General features: G+C 62.7%; 19 protein-coding genes. 8 read left to right on the top strand and 11 right to left on the bottom strand.

The features are described from left to right. Positions 1-145: 145 nt before the first annotated feature. Complete coding sequence (locus tag R4P65_RS19980; protein WP_003942762.1) at positions 146-415, bottom strand: DUF2631 domain-containing protein; 270 nt, start codon at positions 413-415, stop codon at positions 146-148. 120 nt (positions 416-535) lie between these two features. Between R4P65_RS19980 and dxr the strand changes: the two genes are divergently transcribed. The 5 genes from dxr (at position 536) to R4P65_RS19955 (ending at position 6989) form a co-directional block, all read left to right on the top strand. After that, positions 536-1693: a 1-deoxy-D-xylulose-5-phosphate reductoisomerase gene (gene dxr / locus R4P65_RS19975; protein ID WP_317827855.1), complete on the top strand. Its 1158-nt coding sequence runs from the start codon at positions 536-538 to the stop codon at positions 1691-1693. Positions 1694-1700: 7 nt separating this feature from the next. Then, complete coding sequence (locus R4P65_RS19970; RefSeq protein WP_230812967.1) at positions 1701-2912, top strand: M50 family metallopeptidase; 1212 nt, start codon at positions 1701-1703, stop codon at positions 2910-2912. Positions 2913-2999: 87 nt separating this feature from the next. Then, a complete protein-coding gene (gene ispG / locus R4P65_RS19965; RefSeq protein WP_007734888.1) occupies positions 3000-4157 on the top strand; it encodes a flavodoxin-dependent (E)-4-hydroxy-3-methylbut-2-enyl-diphosphate synthase in 1158 nt (385 codons plus the stop codon). A 111-nt stretch (positions 4158-4268) separates the two neighbouring features. After that, positions 4269-5105: a GNAT family N-acetyltransferase gene (locus R4P65_RS19960; RefSeq protein ID WP_230812969.1), complete on the top strand. Its 837-nt coding sequence runs from the start codon at positions 4269-4271 to the stop codon at positions 5103-5105. A 69-nt stretch (positions 5106-5174) separates the two neighbouring features. Next, on the top strand, positions 5175-6989 hold the full coding sequence (locus R4P65_RS19955; RefSeq protein WP_317827854.1) for a penicillin-binding transpeptidase domain-containing protein: 1815 nt from the start codon (positions 5175-5177) through the stop codon (positions 6987-6989). A 4-nt stretch (positions 6990-6993) separates the two neighbouring features. On the opposite strand, the gene R4P65_RS19950 is transcribed toward R4P65_RS19955, so the two are convergent. Beyond that, on the bottom strand, positions 6994-7803 hold the full coding sequence (locus tag R4P65_RS19950; protein ID WP_046378400.1) for a LuxR C-terminal-related transcriptional regulator: 810 nt from the start codon (positions 7801-7803) through the stop codon (positions 6994-6996). A gap of 178 nt (positions 7804-7981) precedes the next feature. Between R4P65_RS19950 and R4P65_RS19945 the strand changes: the two genes are divergently transcribed. Then, a complete protein-coding gene (locus tag R4P65_RS19945; RefSeq protein WP_317827853.1) occupies positions 7982-9604 on the top strand; it encodes an AMP-binding protein in 1623 nt (540 codons plus the stop codon). A gap of 57 nt (positions 9605-9661) precedes the next feature. Here R4P65_RS19945 and R4P65_RS19940 read toward each other — a convergent pair whose 3' ends face one another. The 6 genes from R4P65_RS19940 to R4P65_RS19915 are packed head-to-tail and all read right to left on the bottom strand — an operon-like array spanning position 9662 to position 15404. Beyond that, the gene (locus tag R4P65_RS19940; protein ID WP_317827852.1) at positions 9662-10447 is read right to left on the bottom strand and encodes an ABC transporter permease; all 786 of its coding nucleotides are present in this window, start codon (positions 10445-10447) and stop codon (positions 9662-9664) included. Next, positions 10422-11324 (bottom strand): 2-aminoethylphosphonate ABC transporter permease subunit, encoded by a 903-nt coding sequence (locus tag R4P65_RS19935; protein WP_317827851.1) that lies wholly within the window; start codon positions 11322-11324, stop codon positions 10422-10424. The genes R4P65_RS19940 and R4P65_RS19935 overlap by 26 nt, the downstream gene beginning before the upstream one ends. After that, entirely contained in the window at positions 11321-12496 is a 1176-nt protein-coding gene (locus R4P65_RS19930) for an ABC transporter ATP-binding protein (RefSeq protein ID WP_317827850.1), read from the bottom strand. Before R4P65_RS19930 ends, R4P65_RS19935 begins: the two co-directional genes overlap by 4 nt. A 2-nt stretch (positions 12497-12498) precedes the next feature. After that, positions 12499-13548, bottom strand: coding sequence for a 2-aminoethylphosphonate ABC transporter substrate-binding protein (locus R4P65_RS19925; RefSeq protein ID WP_317827849.1), 1050 nt, complete (start codon positions 13546-13548; stop codon positions 12499-12501). 25 nt (positions 13549-13573) lie between these two features. Continuing rightward, complete coding sequence (locus tag R4P65_RS19920; RefSeq protein ID WP_317827848.1) at positions 13574-14251, bottom strand: phosphonatase-like hydrolase; 678 nt, start codon at positions 14249-14251, stop codon at positions 13574-13576. Positions 14252-14276: 25 nt separating this feature from the next. Further along, complete coding sequence (locus R4P65_RS19915) at positions 14277-15404, bottom strand: TIGR03364 family FAD-dependent oxidoreductase (RefSeq protein ID WP_317827847.1); 1128 nt, start codon at positions 15402-15404, stop codon at positions 14277-14279. A gap of 96 nt (positions 15405-15500) precedes the next feature. Between R4P65_RS19915 and R4P65_RS19910 the strand changes: the two genes are divergently transcribed. Further along, the gene (locus R4P65_RS19910; RefSeq protein WP_051720809.1) at positions 15501-16244 is read left to right on the top strand and encodes a GntR family transcriptional regulator; all 744 of its coding nucleotides are present in this window, start codon (positions 15501-15503) and stop codon (positions 16242-16244) included. Positions 16245-16249: 5 nt separating this feature from the next. Next, positions 16250-16846, top strand: a complete 597-nt coding sequence (locus tag R4P65_RS19905; protein WP_317827846.1) for an SAM-dependent methyltransferase — start codon at positions 16250-16252, stop codon at positions 16844-16846. Positions 16847-16866: 20 nt separating this feature from the next. Here R4P65_RS19905 and R4P65_RS19900 read toward each other — a convergent pair whose 3' ends face one another. The 3 genes from R4P65_RS19900 to R4P65_RS19890 form a co-directional block, all read right to left on the bottom strand. Beyond that, entirely contained in the window at positions 16867-17994 is a 1128-nt protein-coding gene (locus R4P65_RS19900) for an NAD(P)/FAD-dependent oxidoreductase (protein WP_317827845.1), read from the bottom strand. A gap of 9 nt (positions 17995-18003) precedes the next feature. Then, entirely contained in the window at positions 18004-18690 is a 687-nt protein-coding gene (locus R4P65_RS19895) for a TetR/AcrR family transcriptional regulator C-terminal domain-containing protein (RefSeq protein ID WP_317827844.1), read from the bottom strand. Between the two features lie 124 nt (positions 18691-18814). After that, positions 18815-19975 (bottom strand): serine hydrolase domain-containing protein, encoded by a 1161-nt coding sequence (locus R4P65_RS19890; RefSeq protein ID WP_317827843.1) that lies wholly within the window; start codon positions 19973-19975, stop codon positions 18815-18817. Positions 19976-20038 lie beyond the last annotated feature (63 nt).

The raw sequence follows: 20038 nt of genomic DNA, 5'->3' as shown, positions 1-20038 counted from the left end.
GCGGGGCCTGGTGGGGGCCGGGGGGGGTGGTCGGGGGCCGGCGGCTCGGGGCGCGGCCGGGGCCGCAAAACCCCCACCGCACCGCCCGCACCGTCGTTTGGTGGGTGGCGCCCTTCTCTGTGTTTCGTATCTAGCGGTTATGTCTCTAGCGCGGGCGGCGACGGATGACGATGTCGCGGACCAGAATGAAGATCATCAATCCGGCGGTGCCGATGAGCCACAGATCCTCGACCTTGCCGTGATGGTTACCGATCATCATCAGGAGCAGGAATATTGCGAAGAACCATCCGAGGAAACGGAAAAACTTGAGTCCTTCACCACTCCACCCCCATGCGGCAGAGGGAACCTCGGCCTCATCGACATGCGAGACCACGACGGGGGCGCTGGACTTGACGTCCAACTGGGTATCGGCCACGGTCGATCCTCCTGCTCATTCGGTTGCACTACTGCCCAATATGGTGACATACGACTGCCTGTCGTACGTAGTTGGGCGTCGATAAGGTTGTTCTCAGGTGTTATCAGGAACAATGGGCGAGTGCAGGAAACCACACGTACCCGCGTCCTCCTTCTCGGCAGTACCGGTTCGATCGGTACCCAAGCGCTGGAGGTCATCGCTGCCAACCCCGATCGTTTCGAAGTAGTCGGACTGGCAGCGGGCGGCAACAACGTCGAGTTGTTGGCCGAGCAGATTCGCGCAACCGGCGTCACCGACGTCGCGGTCGCCGACCCCGTGGCCGCCGCCGCTCTGGAATCGGTGACGGCTCGTTCGGGACCGAGCGCAGTGACGGAACTGGTTCGCGACAGCGGCGCCGATGTCGTCCTCAATGCGCTCGTCGGTTCGTTGGGACTCGAACCGACCCTGGCGGCTTTGAACGCGGGTGCACGTCTGGCGCTGGCGAACAAGGAATCCCTTGTCGCAGGCGGTGCGCTGGTGACCAAAGCCGCCGGGCCCGGTCAGATTGTGCCGGTCGACTCGGAGCATTCGGCGTTGGCCCAATGTCTACGTGGTGGAACGGGCGACGAGGTGGCTCGGTTGGTTCTCACCGCTTCGGGTGGGCCGTTCCGTGGTTGGAGCGCCGAAGATCTCGAAAGTGTGAATCCGGCTCAGGCAAAAGCACACCCCACCTGGTCGATGGGACCCATGAACACTCTGAACTCGGCAACCTTGGTCAACAAGGGGCTCGAGTTGATCGAGACGAACCTGCTGTTCGGGATCGACTACGACCGCATCGACGTCACCGTGCATCCGCAGTCGATCGTGCACTCCATGGTGACCTTCTTCGACGGTTCGACGCTCGCACAGGCAAGCCCGCCGGATATGAAGCTCCCGATCGCTCTCGCGCTCGGCTGGCCCGACCGTATCGAAGGCGCGGCGTCGGCATGCGACTTCACCACGGCCTCCACCTGGGAATTCGAGCCGCTCGATTCGTCGGTGTTCCCCGCCGTCGATCTGGCGCGAAGTGCGGGCAAATCCGGCGGCTGCTTCACTGCGATCTACAACGCGGCCAACGAAGTGGCGGCTCAGGCATTCCTCGACGGCGTCATTTCGTTCCCGGCGATCGTCCGCACGGTGGCTGCTGTTCTCGACGATGCAGGTCAATGGTCCGCGGAACCGGTTACCGTGGACGACGTTCTGGCCGCAGACGGCTGGGCACGCACACGAGCGCGTCAGCTCGTGAAGCAGGAGGGCTAGAGCTTTCATGGTTTTTGCACTGGGCGTAGTGCTGTTTGCCCTCGGCATCGGCGTGTCCATCGCCCTGCACGAAGCCGGCCACATGTGGACGGCCAAGGCTTTGGGAATGAAGGTTCGCCGCTACTACATCGGCTTCGGACCGAAGATCTTCTCGTTCCGTCGAGGTGAGACCGAATACGGACTCAAGGCGCTCCCGCTGGGCGGATTCTGCGACATCGCAGGTATGACCGCCCTCGACGAGATGACGCCTGAAGAAGAGCCGCACGCGATGTACAAGAAGGCGGCGTGGAAGCGCGTCGTCGTCATGTCCGGCGGTATCGCGATGAACTTCATTCTCGGGTTCCTCCTGATTTACGCGTTGCTCCTCGGATGGGGGAGAACTGAACCTGCGCAGCCGGTAGTTCAAGAGGTCACGTGTGTAGCCCCTGATCAGTTGGGGCAGGACGGCGACTTCGAGCTGACGGAATGCTCGGGTGGAGGTCCTGCAGGCGATGCAGGTCTGCAAGCGGGCGATCGGATCACTGCAGTCGACGGGGAGTCGACGAGTACCTTCCCCGAGGTCGCAGCTGCTATTCGCGGTGTCGACGGCCCCATCGTGCTGTCGGTGGATCGCGACGGACAGTCATTGTCGATCACGGTCGTCCCGGAACGTGTTCAGCGTTATGTGAATTCCGCCAGCGGCGCTCCGGTGAAGCAAGAAGTCTCGGCTGTGGGAATCGGCGGGCCGAGCTCCGCGATGGTCGAGTACAACGCCTTCACGGCTGTGCCGGCGGCCTTCGACTACACCGGCCAGATCATGGTTGACTCTGTGAAGGCGTTGGCTGACATTCCGTCGAAGGTCGGTGCTCTGTGGGAGTCGGTCACAGGCGGCGAGCGGGCGCAGGACACACCGATCAGCGTGGTCGGTGCCAGCGTGATAGGGGGCGAGGCTGCTGATCGGGCCGAGTGGCCGATGTTCGTCGGATTGCTCGCGTCGATCAACTTCTTCCTCGGTGTATTCAACATCCTGCCGCTGTTGCCGCTCGACGGCGGTCACATCGCGGTGGTCTTCTACGAGAAGATCCGCGATTGGTTCCGCGCCCGCCGCGGCTTGATCCCGGGCGGTCCCGTCGACTACACGAGACTCCTTCCGATTACTTACGTATTCATCGTCATCGGTGGCGCGTTCATGTTGCTGACACTCACGGCTGACATCGTCAATCCGATCAAGATCTTCTGACCGTGTGAGCAGGGCGACGGTTGCCGCGCGGTACTGCGGTGATCGCCCGGCTAAACTTGCAGTGAAGCTATGAAAGAAGGCACAGACGTGACCATCCCTATCGGACTGGGAATGCCCTCGGCACCCGCAGCGATTCTTGCTCCTCGACGCAAGACTCGGCAGCTGCAGGTCGGCACGGTAGGTGTGGGCAGCGATTTCCCCATCTCGGTGCAGTCCATGTGCACCACGAAGACGCACGACGTCAACGCAACGCTCCAGCAGATCGCGGAACTGACCGCGTCCGGTTGCGACATCGTCCGTGTCGCCTGCCCGCGTCAAGAAGATGCGGACGCGTTGTCGATCATTGCGAAGAAGAGCCAGATCCCGGTTATCGCCGACATCCACTTCCAGCCGCGCTACATCTTCGCGGCAATCGACGCGGGATGCGCTGCGGTGCGCGTCAATCCGGGCAACATCAAGGAATTCGACGGCCGTGTCAAAGAGGTAGCCAAGGCTGCCGGTGATGCAGGCATTCCGATCCGTATCGGTGTCAACGCCGGATCGCTTGATCCTCGCTTGATGGAGAAGTACGGCAAGGCGACGCCCGAAGCGTTGGTCGAGTCTGCGCTGTGGGAAGCCGGGTTGTTCGAAGAGCACGGCTTCGGTGACATCAAGATCTCTGTCAAGCACAACGATCCGGTGATCATGGTCGAGGCTTACCGCCAACTTGCCGCCAAGTGCGATTACCCGTTGCACCTCGGTGTCACCGAGGCGGGTCCGGCGTTTCAGGGCACGATCAAGTCCGCGGTCGCCTTCGGTGCGCTGCTCGCGGAGGGCATCGGCGACACCATCCGTGTGTCGCTCTCGGCCCCTCCGGCCGAGGAAATCAAGGTCGGTAACCAGATTCTGCAGTCGCTGAATCTGCGTCCGCGCAAGCTCGAGATCGTCTCATGCCCCTCGTGTGGTCGTGCACAGGTCGACGTCTACACACTCGCCGACGAGGTCTCCGCGGGTCTCGAAGGCATGGAGATTCCGCTTCGCGTGGCAGTCATGGGCTGCGTCGTGAACGGACCGGGTGAAGCGCGTGAGGCTGACCTCGGTGTGGCGTCCGGCAACGGCAAGGGCCAGATCTTCGTCAAGGGCAAGGTCATCAAGACGGTGCCCGAGGCGCAGATCGTCGAGACGTTGATCGAAGAGGCGATGAAAATTGCCGAGAGCATGGAGGGTGACGCTTCGGAGGGTGCGCCGGTCGTCACCGTGAGTTGAGTGATTGCCGGATGAATCTTCCCCGTCGGTGTCAGGTTCGTGGCAATCTGAGTGCATCATGATCGGGTAGTGATATTCATGGACGCGCAGTCGAGTCGAGGGGGTTGACGGATGCTCAAACTCCTCGGAGCCAAGCAGGTCGGAAGTCGAGATCTCGAAGACGTCCGACGGGTACTCGACGCCGATCCGGTGGCCGCTTGCATGATTGCCGCGCGCGTCGAAGAATGCGGCGTCGACCCACGAATGATTCACGGCGAGCTGTGGAGTCGAGGCGGGCCGTTGTCCTCCCTATGCTTTGCCGGAGCAAATCTGGTTCCGCTTCGAGGCGATCCGGATGACATTCGAGCATTCGCTGACCGTGCCTGTCGGATTCCACGCATGTGCTCGTCGGTGGTCGGCCGCGCCGAGTTGGCGTTGCCGCTCTGGGAAATGCTCGAACTGGATTGGGGAACTGCGCGGGAGGTCCGCCCCGAACAACCGTTGCTCGCGGTGTCCGAGCCGCTGGCGTGCCCGTCGGATCCTCTGGTCCGGCAGGTCCGCTCCGATGAACTCGACATCTATCTGCCTGCCGCGATCGCGATGTTCATCGAAGAGGTGGGCGTCGATCCGCGTGCCAACGACGGTGGGCGTGGTTATCGGCATCGTGTCGCAAGCCTGATCGCAGCCGGACGAGCGTGGGCGCACATCGAGGACGGCCAGGTCGTTTTCAAAGCGGAGGTCGGTTCGATGTCCGCGCGCTGTGGCCAGATTCAGGGCGTGTGGGTCAATCCCGAGTTTCGCGGACAGGGCTTCGGGGTGACCGGTACGGCGGCTGTAGCGGAGTCGATCATGGCGACCGGTCGCATTGCGAGCCTGTACGTCAACAGCTTCAATACGATTGCGCGGTCGACCTATTCGCGGGTGGGGTTCCGACAGGTCGCAACTTTCTCGACGGTACTGCTCGACTGACCGCACACGCTGGGTGCAATGGTCGCGCCTACCCTGACCGCGTCGGTTGCCGCCTTAGTATGGGGCTCGATGAACACTCGGCATTTCTCTCGTAGTCGCTCGGCCCAACTGTTGGCCTCCTGCACCGTGATTTTCTTGGCGGTGGGGATCAGTTCGTGTACTCCGAAACCCGCCGGCCCCGAGCCCGTCGCGCAGCAGTTCTTGAGTGCATTCGGTGACAGGGACGTCGACGAGGCAGCAAAATTGACGGACCGGCCTGATTCCGCCGGGCCCGTGTTGAGCGATACCTGGGATGCGCTTCAGGCCGAGTCGATGACTGCTGAGACGACGTCGGTGAAGATGAACGGTGACACCGCGACGGTCGGCTACACGTACGAGTGGCATCTGCCGAAAGATCGCGTCTGGACCTACGACGGCGAGCTGCAGATGGGGCGCAAGGACGGCGACTGGTCCGTCCGTTGGAGTTCGACGGACGTTCATCCCCGTCTCGGTGACAAGCAGACGATGTCGTTGCGGGCAACCGCTGCGCCGAGGGCGAGGGTCAACGAGCATTCGGGCACTGACGTCCTCGTGCCGGGAATCGTCTACCGCGTGAAGTTCGATCGCTCGAAGAGCAACGACATCATCGGCTCCGCGAACAGTCTCGCAAGCGTTCTGGGCCGGTTCGATTCTTCGCTGACGGGTCAGTCGATCGCGGAATCGTCGACGGCCGTCAAGGGTGACTACCTGGTGACCCGGTTGCGCAGTGACGATTACGACCAGGTTTCGGCGCAACTCGGAGCGATCTCGGGAGTATCGGTCTCGGACGAATCGGATCTCGTCTCGACCGACCCGGAGTTCGCACCTGACCTGCTCGGGCAGATCAAGAAGACGATCATCGACGAGGTCGACGGCAAGGCCGGCTGGAGTGTCGTCACGGTCAACCAGAACGGCGTCGACACCGACGTGTTGACCGAGACTGCGCCGCAACCTGTTCCGTCGTTCACTATCAGTCTGGACCGCAACATTCAGATCGCTGCGCAGCGCGCGGTGAACGTGAACAAGGATCAGGCGATGATGGTGGTCATCGAACCGTCGAGCGGCGCCATTTTGGCCGTTGCACAGAACAAGGCAGCAGACCGCGACGGACCGGTCGCGACGATGGGTCAATACCCACCCGGTTCGACGTTCAAGATCATCACAGCAGGTGCGGCAATTTCGACGGGTCAGGCGAGCCCAGACACGATGGTGCCATGCCCGGGCCGAATCGAGATCGGCGAGCGCAGCGTCCCCAACTACAACGAGTTCGCACTCGGCACGGTGCCGATGGCAACGGCCTTCGCCCGTTCGTGCAACACGTCCTTCGCAAAGCTGGCCAGCGAGATGCAAGCCGACACGTTGACCACTGCCGCAGCGCAGTTCGGCATCGGCCAGGACTACAACGTGGTGGGGTTGCCGATCGATTCGGGTTCGGTGCCGCCGGCGTCGGATCTGGTGCAGCGGACCGAGGACGGATTCGGTCAGGGCAAGGTCGTGGTCAGTCCGTTCGGAATGGCGATGGCGGCGGCGACGGTCGCTAACGGTTCGACACCGGTGCCGCAACTGATTTCGGGACGTGAGACCACTATCGACGGTGAGCGCCCGGCGATCACACCGGCCATGGTCGACGGTCTGCGCGGAATGATGCGACTCGTCGTCACCAGTGGTACCGCCGAACGCGTCGAAGATCAGGGTGAGGTGTACGGCAAGACCGGTGAAGCCGAGGTCGACGGGGGATCGCATGCGTGGTTCGTCGGCTATCGCGGCAACCTGGCCTTCGCCACTCTGGTTGTGCGGGGCGGAAGTTCGGACAACGCCGTCGCAGTCACCCGAGACATGCTCACCGCCCTTCCGGAAGGCTACTGACCCGTCAGGGGAGCAGGCCCAACCTGCGGGCGGTCACCACGGCTTCGTGGCGTGAGCTCGCGTCCAGCTTTCCCATCGCGCTCCGCAGGTAGCTTTTGACTGTTTCCGGGCGAAGGGAAAGTCGTTGGCCGGCTTCGATGTTGGTGCAGCCGAGTGCGACTTGCGAGAGAACGTCCACTTCACGCGGGGTGAGCGCGACGTCGGATTCGGCGTCGGCGGTAGGCCGCAGCAGGTTGGCCAAACGCTGGGAAAGTCCGCGGAGCTTGGTCTGCAAGTCGGTGTCGGTCACAGTCTGGGCGACACTGCGTAGTTCGGCGTGGACTCCGCGGATCTCTTCCGAAGACATACCGTCGGCGGTGGTCGCGGCGGCGGCCTGAAGTAGTTGCAGGCGACGATCGACCTCGTCGCGGATGGCGAACTCCATCCCGAGGCGCCGGGATGCGCTGACCATGACGTCTGCTGTGCGATCGCCGAGGGGAGCGGAGTCGCGGATGGCGGCGTAGAGGACAGCGCGCGATTTGCCGGACACCATGACCGGAACGGCGATGATCGAATGCAGGCCCTCGCTCAGAACAGGCCGGTCGAAGTGATGAGTGATGGACTGCGAATTGCCGTAATCGTTGACGGTGATAGGTGAACCCTGGGCGACGACGCGTCCGCCCATGCCCGAGCGCGGCGGGATGGCCAAGCCCTTGAGATTGTTGGTGCGGGTGCCGACGAATTCGCTCAGGTGCAGGGTTCCGTCCTGGACCTCGCCTCCGAACAGCACGGGAACAACGCCCTGAGCTGCAATTGTTCGGAGTTCACCTCGCATAGCGTCCCCGTCGCGGGGACGCAGAAGTGACGAAGCATGTCGATTCACGCAGGTACCCCTTTCTGGGGGTAGTGAAGTTCTCTTGTGAGCTAGATCATAGGGGGTGAACAGTACGTATGACGAGCCGCCAACGTAACCGGTCGGGCCAACCATACGACGATCGATAAGGAGCAAGTTGATGAGCACCGATCCCACCGCACGGGTGCGCGAGCTGCTGGACCAGTACGACACCCCGCATGCCAGCGCCGCAGAATTGCTCTGCGATCGGCATCCCGCGGATGGCGTTGCATTCACCGTCGTCGAGGCAGACCTTAGCTCGGTGGACCTCACTTACGGTCATCTACGTGAGCAGTCCGCGCGTTTCGCGGCAGCTCTGGCCGACCTCGGAGTCGAGCCGGGTGACAACGTCGCGACCTTGATGGGCAAGTCTGCGGACCTCGTGGTCGCACTCCTCGGAATCTGGCGCCGCGGCGCGGTCCACGTGCCCTTGTTCACGGCGTTCGCTTCGCCGGCCATCGCTTTCCGCTTGACGGCCAGTGGCGCGAAGGTCGTCATTTCCGACGCCAATCAGCTCGACAAGCTCGCGCCGGGTGAGGACATCCCCGCCGACGCAGCGTGGCAGGTCATCGTCGCGGGCGGCGCGGCCGGTGACGAACTGGACTTCGATGCACTTGTCGCAGCTCAGGATGCCGAAGACCCGAAAGGCGCTGCTCAGGCCGTCGGCGGCAACGCGCCAATGGTGCAGCTGTTCACCAGCGGTACCACGGGAACACCCAAGGGCGTGCCGGTACCGGTGCGTGCGCTCGCGTCGTTCCACGCCTACCAAGAGTTCGGCCTCGACGTCCGCGGCGACGACGTGTTCTGGAACGCCGCGGACCCGGGCTGGGCGTACGGGTTGTACTACGCGTTGCTCGGCCCGCTAGCCGCCGGAACGCGAAGCATTCTGCTGCACGCCGGATTCTCCGCGCCCCTGACGTGGCAGATCATCGAGAAGTTCGGTGTCACCAATTTTGCCGCCGCTCCGACCGTGTACCGCAGTCTGCGTGCCGACAAGGCACCGGTTCCGGAAGGCATTTCGCTGCGCCGCGCGTCCTCGGCCGGTGAGCCGTTGACCCCGGATGTGGTTGCGTGGTCGAAGAACTCGTTGGGCGTCGAGGTCCGTGATCACTACGGCCAGACCGAGCACGGCATGTTCATCGTCAACGCCTGGGCCGACGGGCTCCGTGAGGACGTGCGCCCAGGATCGATGGGTCGCCCGTTGCCGGGTTGGTCTGCTGCTGTGCTGGAAGACAATTCGGATGACATCGCACCGGCTCGCACTCAGGGCCGGGTGGCGATCGATACCCACAACAGCCCGTTGATGTGGTTCACCGGATACGTCGATGCTCCGGAGAAGACGAAGCAGCGATTCAGCGAAGACGGCCGCTGGTACATCACTGGCGATGCCGGAATGACGGACGAGGACGGATTCTTCTTCTTCTCCTCGCGAGACGACGACGTCATCATCATGGCCGGCTACCGCATCGGACCCTTCGACGTCGAGAGCGTGCTGGTCATGCACGAGCACGTCATCGAGGCCGCTGTCGTGGGCATGCCCGACGAGTTGCGCGGTGAGGTTCTCGAGGCGTTCGTCGTACTTCGCGACGGTGTCGACGGTGACGACGAACTCGAGAAGGAACTGCAAACCCTGGTGAAGAAGAAGTTTGCAGCGCACGCGTACCCACGCACGGTGCACTTTGTTCCGAACCTGCCCAAGACCCCGAGTGGCAAGGTTCAGCGGTACATCTTGCGGAAGGGATAAACCCCCTGCTGTGCGCCTTTATTGACCCCCGGCGGTTAACAAAGGCGCACAGCAAGGTCAGCGCCGACGGATTCTGCCGACCACCATGAGGGCGACCAGGGTGACTGAAAGCAGCAGTGTCGTATTTGCTGCGGCAAGAAATACCTGGCCGCGGTCGGTGAGTCCGAAGATGCTGACCGGCAAGGTCTTCCATGTCGCCGGGTAGACCATGACCGTTGCGCCCAGCTCACCCATCGACAGTGCGATGGAAAGTCCCGCGGCCGCACCCAATGCTGGGAGTAGCAGCGGAAGTGTCACTCGCGTCAGCACCCGTACGGGGCCTGCCCCGAGCGATTCCGCGGCCTGGCGGTACGCGGGATCAAGTCGTTCCAGTGCCGCAGAAACCGCGCTGAATGCAAAGGCGAGCACCAGAACGGTGTGAGCGAGAATCACGATCCACTTGGTACCGCCGAGCAGCAGTGGGCGCTCGTTGAAGGTGATCAGCAGACCCAAGCCGATGGCAACCGAGGGAACTGCAATCGGCAGGTGGAACACGGCGTCGGTGATGCGGCGCAGCCACATCGGTGCCTCACGAGAGGCCAGTGCGGCCCACGTTCCGACGATCAGTGCCAGCACTCCCGAGATGAACGCAGTCTGCAAGCTGACGGTCAGGCTGGCGAAGTTCTCGTCGGACACCGCAGTCGAGAAGTTCCTTCCGCCGAGATTCGAGGGCAATGGCCCCGTCCACGATCCGGCCAGCGCAGCCGCGACGACGGTGGCGATGGGTGCGACAAAAACGACCGCGACGACGAGGGCGAAGAATCCGAGAACGAGAGCCTTAGAGCTTCGTGTCCACAGCAGCACGGCTGCCTCCCATCAATCTGTTGAAGGTGAATCGGTAGAGGCAGTACAAGCCGAGTGAGAGTGCGACCTGGACTGTCGCGATCACTGCCGCGCCCGGCAAGTCGAACGTGACGATGCCACGGGTGTAGATGAGGACCGGCAGAGTTACGACGTCTTTTGCTCCGGTGAAGAGCACGATGCCGAATTCGTTGAGCGTCAACAGAAGTACGAGTGACCCACCGGCCAGGAGGGCTGGCCACGCTTCCGGCATCACCACCTGTCGCAGAACCCGGATGGGTGACGCTCCGAGGCTGGCCGCGACGTCGAGTTGTTCACGGGGAATCTGGGTGAAAGCGGCCAATAGCGGACGTACGACAAAAGGTGTGAAGAAGGTGATTTCGGCCGCGACGACGCCGAACGGTGTGTTGAGGAAATTCAGCGGGCCGCTCGCGTCGCCGGTGATGCGGACGATCAAGGCGTTGACGGCGCCGGCCGTGCCGTACAGAAACGTGAACGCCAGCGTGATCAGGAATGACGGCAGGGCGAGCACCGTGTCGATCAATCGCCCTACCACCTTGGATCCCGCGAACGGAACGAAGGCAAGCACCAAGGCGAGGAAAGTGCCGAGGACCAGGCAACCCAGGGTCGACGCCACGGCGATTTGGATGGTCCGCCAGAGCGCGGTTCGGAACAGTTCCGAACCGAGCACCGAAGACCACGTGGACAGACCGGTGCCGTCTGCGGTGCTCAGCGATTCCGTGAGGACCCGCGCGGTGGGATACACCGCGAACACGAGCACCAGAAGCAGTGGCGGTAGCGCCCAGCCGATCCGGCGCCACGGAATCGGGTCTTTATGTTGGGGCACAGCGGTTTCGGGGCGTTCCAAGGTTGTCGTCATGGGTGGCGATCCGCCGGAACCAGGACACTGCCGTCCGTGGGCAAGACGACGCCAACCTCGGTGTCGACCGGTCGCTCGTCGTGGCCTGCAACATCCGCGTCGACGCGGACATCGTCGAGGCCACGGACAGCTAGTGTCAGACGCGTCGTCGAACCACGCCAGACACTCGAGACGATGCGTGCCGGGAACGACCCTCGCGCGCCGACGCCGGTCACCACTACCGCGTGCGGGCGAACACACAGGTAGGCGTCCATGTCGGACTCCCACTCGATGTGCCCGATCTCTGGCTGCGGGGCATGAGCGGTGAACGGAGCGCCACCGATCGAGACCAATGCGGAGGTGCCGATGACGCGTGTGACAGTGCAGGGCAGCAGGTTGGCACCCCCGAGGAACGCCGCGGTGAAGCTGGACGGCGGGCGTTTCCACAAGGCCTCCGCCGTGTCGATGTCCGCGAGTTTGGCATTGCGCATCACTGCGATTCGGTCTGCGAGCGCGAGGGCTTCACTCTGATCGTGCGTCACGTAGAGCATGGCTGTGTCAGGTAGTGCGGCGCGCAGTCTCGCCAGTTCTCCGAGCATGCTCTCGCGAAGTTGAGCATCCAGGGCGGCGAGCGGTTCGTCGAGGAGGAGTACTCCCGGACGAATCGCCAAGGCGCGGGCGATGGCGATTCGCTGCTGTTGGCCACCGGAAAGCTCACGCGGCAGACGCTTTCCGTATGCCGACATCCCGACCATGTCGAGGGCTTCGGCCACGCGTGGGCCGATCTCCGACCGCGGCACACGGTGGGCTCGGAGTCCGAAGGCCACGTTCTCGGAGACCCTCATGTGCGGGAAGAGCGCGTACGACTGAACGACGACGCCGATTCCGCGTTGTGCGGGAGGGAGGTTGGTGATATCTCGGGTGCCGAGCTTGACCGAACCGGACGTGGGGCGGACAAATCCCGCGAGGGCCTTCAGGGCGGTCGACTTGCCGGATCCACTGGGCCCCAGCAGTGCCACGGTTTCACCCGGCGCCACTCGTAGATTGAAATCGACGAGGGCATGGGTCGCGGTCTTCCCGCGGCCGTAGGCGACGTTGACGCGATCGAAGGTGATGGCCGGAGCGGAATGTTCGATCGCTCCGTGGACACCGACGGTCTCGGGGAGCGTCCGCCCCAGTCTGGTTCTTGCCATGATCAGCTCCCGGTGGCTTTCTGGTAGGCGGCGATGTCTGCGTCGAGCGAGCTGAGGACGTCGTTCCAGTTCGGGGTCCACACGTTGACGCCCTGCAGAACTCCGGAAGGCGTGTTCTTGTCGGTGGATTCACCGGTAGCGCTTCGGACGTCCTCGCGGACCGATACGCCGAGTGCATCGGTGGCGACGGTCTTCTGGGATTCTTCGGAGAGCAGGAATTCCATGAGCTTCTTCGCTTGTTCGCTACTCGGGGCGCTCTTGGCGAGCCCCATCACGTAGGGCAGTGCAATGGTGGTGCGAGTGCCGTCGGCTCCCGCGGGGAAGAAGATGTCGAACTTGGATCCGTCGTCGGCGATGGAGGCGAGGTTCATCTGGACGTCACCGTTGGCGACCAACAGTTCTCCGTTGCTGACCTTGGGCTGGAGCTTTCCTGTCGAGGACGAGGGTCCGACGTTGTTGGCCTGGAGCTTTCCGAGGTAGTCGAGTGCGCCTTCCTTGCCCATCAGGTGCTGGAGCAGCAAGAGCACCGCGGTACCATCGCCGGCCTGCCCGGGCGTGGAGTACTGCAACTTGCCCTTGAACTGATCTGTGAGCAGGTCGTCCCAAGATTGTGGGGCGGGTGATGCAGTCGGATTGGCAATGAAGGAGAGGTAGTTCTCGACGACGGGTACGTACTTGCCGGCGTCGTCCTTCTCGTCGGCCGGAACGGCGGAGGTGTCGATTCCGCTGGGCTCGAGCAGACCTTGCGCGTCGGCCTTCTGGATGAACGGTGGCAGGGTGATGATGACATCGGCCTGTGGGTTGGACTGCTCCTTGTCGACGCGGGAGACGACCTCGCCGGAACCGGCTTCCACCAGGTTGACAGCGATGCCGGTCTGCGCGGTGAAGGCGTCGAATCTGCCTTTGTACCAACCGGACAGTCCGTCGGCGCTGTAGACGGTGACGGTTTCGGTATCTGATCCGGCGGCAGTGCCGGTTCCACCACATGCTGTGGTGAACGAAAGGACGGACACGGCGAGAGCGGCCGCAGCGATGCTCGGGCGTAGACGCATGACGATTCCTTCTTCGGAGGTGAGATCAGGGGTGGGTGAGGAGTTCGGCGAACTCCGTCACGGACGGGACGATGTGGGTGGCACCGGCGTCGCGAAGTTGTTGCTCGTCGTGAGCGCCGGTCAGAGTTCCGGCAACGATTGATGCGCCGGATCGAATGCCGCTGAGCACGTCGTTGGACGTGTCGCCGAGTACGGCGATCTGGTGGACGTCGTCGATCGAAAGTTTGAGCAGCGCAGTCAAAATCAGGTCAGGGAACGGGCGACCGCGACCGGCTTCGGCGGGGGAGAGGGTGAGATCGGCGAGGGTTTCCCAGCCGAGCGCGACGAGGAGTTTGTCCTGCGTCGATCGGCTGAACCCGGTGGTCAGGGCAACTTTGATGCCGGCCTCGCGGAGTGTGGTTATCGCCTTCTCCGCGCCAGGGATCGGCTCGGCGAGCCCCTGGTCGATGAGGGAGTCGTACGTGGTTTCGAAGGCGGCGTTCGCGGCCTGGGCGCGGTCTTCGTCACCGAAGATCGCCCGGAACACGACGATCTTCGACTGGCCCATCGTGTCGAGGACGTACTGGCGAGCGGCATCGGCTTCCGGGCCTTCGGCGGGCAGTCCGCCGGCTTCAGCGGCGGCAGCGAAGGCGCGAAGAACCAGTCCGTCGTCGGCGACGGTGGTGCCGGCCATGTCGAGAACGGCGAGGGTGATGGGAGACATGAGAAGTCTTTCTTGTCGGAAGGATTCAGAGACCGAACTGGTCGGCGGATTGTTCCGCCAGTGCCGGGCCGAGCGTCATGCCGCGGCCACCGGGACCGGCAACCACCCAGACGTTGTCGGCGGCTTGTGCGCGGTGAACAAGTTGTGATGGGTCGAGGCACTGGCTGTAGACGCCCGCCCATCGCTTGACGATGGGCGGAAGATCGCGTCCCAGAAGTGTTTCCACGACTCCGGACAGATGGCGATAGGGCGCCTCGTCGACGTCGAAGTCGAAGGGCTCCTCGTATTCGTGGGTGTCACCGATGGTCAGGCCGCCATGCAAGCGCTGCACGCACAGGAGCTGCATGCGGTGTTCCTCGGCAGTCGGTTCCTGCGGCTGCACTGTGCGAAGGTGATCAAGGGCAGATCCGGCGAAACCTGGGTAGTAGCGGAAGCTGTCACCGTCAGCGATTGCTGTGGTGAGCTTTTCGCCGAGCGGGGCTGTCTGCATCATCTGCAGGCGCACGCGGCGCAACGGGAGATCGCCGGCGAGATCGCGAGCCAATCCGCCGAGTGTTGCTCCGGGGCAGACGATCACCAGATCGGCGTCGAAGTTGCGACCATGGTCGTCGCGGATGTGTACGCCGGAGGTGTTCGTCGTGATCTCGCGGGCTTCCGTTCCGGCGTGGAAAGTGTAACGGCCGGTGGATTCGAGATAGGAACGGATGGCGGGGAGCGCTTGCCGTGACTCGACAGCGGCGTCCAGGGTGCAGTGCAGTCCGCCGAGAAACTTGCCCCGGAGCGCGGGGTTGACGGCGCGAACGGCGTCGGGATCCAAGAGCACGAACCCTCTGTTGTCAGCGTCGGGGCGGCCGAAGACTTCCTGCGCGACCGCGACCTCCTCCTCGGTGCGCATGAGGGTGATGGAGCCGGCCGGGCGGTATCCGACGCCGGGGACACGGGCGGCAAGGTCCGCCCACAGCTCGCGCGAACGCAGCGCGGCTTCGAGTTCGTGCGGAGCGCGCCCGGATACCCAGACCAATCCGAAGTTCCGTACCGTTGCACCGCGGGCTTCGGGCTCGCGTTCGAGATGGATGACGTCGTGTCCCCGGCGGATTGCCTCGTCGGCGTGCGCCGTTCCGAGGATCCCTCCGCCCACAATCAAAATTCGCATGTAGAGATAGTGACGTTTGGTCTAGACCAATAGGGGGAATCGAGACGAACTCCAGGTTAACAATTGGTATAGACCGAATTCTTGTACGCTTGCGCCATGAATCAGCAGACGTCCACCGGGCCGGGGACCTCGAGCGTCGTGATCGAACCGGAGTTGAAGTACTACCGGGTGCGCACCGAGATCGAGACCATTCTCAGTGGGCTCGAGGAGGGCGACGCAGTCCCGTCCGAGCGGGAATTGGCGGCACGGTTCACTGTCGCTCGCGAGACGGTCCGACAAGCGCTTCGTGATCTGCTTGTCGAAGGACGGATCGAGCGGCGGGGGCGGGGCACTGTCGTCGCGAGTCCGAAGTTGGTTCAGCCGCTCTCGATTCGTTCTTATACCGAAGGCGCACTGAGTGCCGGGCGAGTGCCCAGTCGTAAGGTTGTGACGTTCGAACGAATGTCGGCCGACGACGGTCTCGCCACGGAGTTGGGTATCGAGGTGGGCGACAGCGTCGTTCATCTCGAGCGTGTCCTCTTCGCCGACGGCGAGAAGATCGGACTCGAATCAACATTCCTGCCGGACAGCAGGTTCGGTGAGATGCTCGACGCCTTCGATGCGACGACGTCGCTGTACGCGGCCATCCGCTCCATCGGCGTGGTCTTCGCCTCCGCAACCGAACGGATCGAGACGGTGCTCGCTTCACCGCGTGAGGCGACGCTCGTCGAGTCCACGACCTCGATGCCGATGCTTCTGCTGCACCGGACCTCCGTCGATCCGGAGGGTGTGCCGATCGAGCGGGTTCGCTCGCTTTACCGCGGCGACCGCATTGCCTTCTTGACGACGTTGCGGGAGTGATTGCGGTGGGCGATGCAGGCGACATCACGCTCGCGAGTTATGAGGCCGGTGCGAATCTGTATGCAGCGAGACCGTATGTCATGGGGGAGGCAATGGCCCGGTACCTTGCCCGGATCGCCAAGCTGGTGGAGGGAGGGACGATTCTGGAACTCGGCAGTGGTCCCGGCCGTGATGCCGAGTACCTAGAAACTTTCGGAGTATCGGTGACGCGAACTGACGGCGCACTCGCCTTCGTTGAAATGATGAGGGCACAGGGCTTTACGGCAGAGGTCCTCGACATGCGAACTGAGCAGTTCAATGGAACTTACGATGCCGTGGTGGCGAATGCGGTTCTGCTTCATTTGCGACGCGACGAGTTCGAGGTGGTCGCGAGAAAATCGCGAGGTGTAGTGAGTGTAGAGGGACTACTCGCGTTCACGGTCAAGAAGGGCGACGGAACCAGTTGGAGCAATGCGAAACTGGGGTTGCCGCGCCACTACACATATTGGCAGGACAGCCAGCTTCGTCAGGTGCTCGGAAGTACCGGGTGGGAGACCTTGTCGATCGAAACCGTGGTCGGTTCCACTGCCGATTGGTTGTTTGTCATTGCGCGGGCGAACTGACAACCGGATGGCGGTTCGGATTACGCGTGTGAGGTGAACATGTCCAGGAGCCCTTGGGGTGCGTTCTCGCCGAAGCACATGTCCAGACCATCAGCCGACTGTCGCGCCGACGCGGCGCTGCGTGGGAAAAGTCGCTCCTCATAGGCGGCAAGTCCTTCCTCCCTTTCGCCGTGTGACGCGATCGCCTGGCCGAGCTCGGCGCCGTCGAGCATTGCCAGGTTCGCGCCCTCTCCGGCAAACGGCGACATGACATGTGCCGCGTCCCCGAGCAGAGTGACCCCGGGAGTGCGGCTCCAACTGTGCCCGATGGGAAGGGCATGGATGGGGCGAGGGGTCAGCGAGCTGTCCGCTTCGACGATCAGAGAACGCAGCGACTCGTCCCAGTCCGAGAAGTGTTCCAGCAGAATCTTCTTCGCGATGTGATCGTCGGAGAAGTCGACACTCGCTGACCAGTTTTCGGGAACTCGCAGGGCGGCATAGATGTGCAGACTGTTGTCGGTCTCACGGTGGGCTAGGAAGCCCTTGTCAGCGCTGAGCGCGAACATCATTCCGCCGCCGACTGTTTCAACGGAACTTGCGTGCTGGTTGTCGGCGTCGTGAAGGTCGAACTCCACGAAAGATACTCCGGTATAGGCAGGAGTGGCGTTTGAAACCAGTGGGCGAATTTTCGACCACGCGCCGTCGGCGCCGACCAAGAGATCGGTGGTGAAGTGGGTGCCATCCGCGAGGTGGACTTCATGCCGACCGTCCGGCAACGGATGAGCACTGCGGACCTTGGCTCCCCAGTGGATTGTTTCTTTCGGAATTGAGGTGAGCAGTAGGTCACGCAGCTGGCCGCGATCGATTTCCGGGCGGTCGCCGTCTCCGGTGTCCTGTTCGCTCAGGTGCACGACGGCATTTCGATCGAGGACACGCGTCCCTTCACCGCCTTGATGAACGAGTGCGCGGAACTCGTCGTAGAGGCCGGCGGCACGAAGCGCGATCTGGCCTGAGTTTTCGTGGATGTCGAGCATGCCGCCTTGGGTCCGCCCTGCAGGTCCGGATTCGAGATCGAAGACCGCCGAATCGGTTCCGCGGAGATGGAGGACTCGGGCGAGGGTGAGGCCGCCAAGGCCGGCGCCGACGATTGCGATGGGGTAGTGGTTCATGGTGGGTTCCTAAGAAGTGAGTGGGGTGTTCTCGATGCCCGTGATGAGCGTGCGGAATCCCCAAGAGAGGCGCGCCGAGGGTTCACCGGCAAGTAGAGCTGTTGCATGGCCTGCGACGAGGGGGTGCGTCTGCGGGTTTGCGTTCTGGATTGCGTCGGTCAAGGCGCTCCATCGGGCATCCGCGTCGGCGGAATTGTTCGGCGCCGAGTGTTCGGCAGCAGTGGACGTCGCGTACTGCAGTAGCAAGTCCACGCCCCACGCGGCTTGACCTGAAGGGACTTTGCCTTCGTCGAGCAGTGCCAGCAGGCGCTCGAGCAGGCGTACGTAGTGGACTCCGCTGGGCCGGGAAATGAGTGCCGACTGGGCGAGACCGGGATGATCGAACAATACGGCCGTGTACGAGGTCAACACCCGTTCGAGGCGTGCTTGCCAAGTGCCGGAGGTTCTTTCGGCGAGGTCGACTACTCCGAGGAGTTCGTCCAGAACCGCGGCGTGCAATTCGGCTGTGTTTCGCACGTACACGTACAGCGACGCAGGTCCGGTGTCGAGTTCGAGGGCGAGCCGACGCATTGTCAACTTCTGCAGCCCCTCCGAGCGCAAGATATCCACCGCCGCACTGACGATGCCCTCGCGTGTCAGTGCGGGTTTAGCCGGGCGATTGCGTCGGCTCGATGGACTTGCGGGGTGAGTGGGCATGACTTCACCGTACACGAACATGTTCGTAACGAACATGTTCGTCGGATCACGCGCTCAACCTCCACCGGTATAAAAAACGCGGTGGAGGTTGATTACGGGCCCGTGAGCAGCCAGAGGAAATTGATCAGCCGTAGACATTGTCCGGGCTGATCAACTCGGTGATCGGTACCATCAAAGCGCTGGTCAGGTCAGTCTCGCCGTCGATGTCGGTGTTGATGAAGACGACCAGTGTGGTGTCCTTCTCGGGCAAGTAGACCGAGACTGTCTTGTAGCCGGGCAGGCTTCCGTTGTGACCGATCCAGCCGCCGCTGTTGAACAAACCGAGTCCGTAGCCGGAGCTGTCGTCCCCTTCGCTCAAGCTCACGGTTTGCAGGCGCTGCTTCTGAGTGTCGTCGGTGAGGAGATCGCCCTTGGCCAGTGCCGGAGCCCAGATGCGCATGTCGTCCAACGACGAGATCATTGCACCCGCAGCGCCGCCCCACGACGGATTCCAGTCCGTTGCCGCGGTCACGGATTCGTCGAGCGTTTGGTTGGTGTACCCCTGTGCGTGTGGTGTCGGGAACGCGTTGTTGGTGGGAAAGCTGGTGTGCTCCATTCCGAGTGGTGTCGTGATCTTGGTGTCGATGACTTCCGACAGTTTGGAGCCGGAGACCTTTTCGATCACCATTCCCAGCAGAATAGTGTTGGTGTTCGAGTAGTCGACGGTGGTCCCTGGTCGAAGCTGAAGTGGGAGATCCTTGACGTACCCCACGAGCTCTTCGGGTGTGAAAGCTCGGCGAGGATCCGAAAGATACTCCATGACAAACTGTTCGGACGTCGTGTAGTCCACGAGCCCACTGCGCATCCCCGCCAGCTGGCGCAAGCTGATCGCATCGCCTTCCATGACGCCATCGACGTACTTGGAGATCGGGTCATCGAGACCGATCTTGTCCTCGTCGACCAATTGCAGTAGGGCGGTCACGGTAAATGTTTTGGTGACGCTGCCGATCCGGTGGTAGAAGTCGGTTTCCATCGGTGCTTTGGTTGCCGTATCCGAGACTCCTGCAACCTTGACATAGTTGCCGTCGGGTCCCCAAATGCCCACCATCGCACCGGGAATCCCGGTCGAATTCACCGCTGCGTCGATGATCGAATCGAGTTGGTCGGTGATGGCAGAGTCCATGACTTTGTCGGATGTGGCTGTCGGATTGTCTGCGGATTTGTCCGTGCTGCAGCTGATTACAGCTCCGGCAACCATGGCGCTGCACAGGCCGACAAGCATGATGCGTCTTGCTCCGGTTTTCATGAGTCGAACTCTGCCTGTCCGAGGGCACTCACACATCGACCCCGGGTACGGCAGACGCAGTCC

The organism is Rhodococcus sp. IEGM 1318, assembly GCF_033142465.1.
Classification (GTDB): domain Bacteria; phylum Actinomycetota; class Actinomycetes; order Mycobacteriales; family Mycobacteriaceae; genus Rhodococcus_F; species Rhodococcus_F qingshengii_B.
The sequence above is the reverse complement of the archived record's forward strand: the minus strand, read 5'-3'. Positions and strand labels throughout refer to the sequence as shown.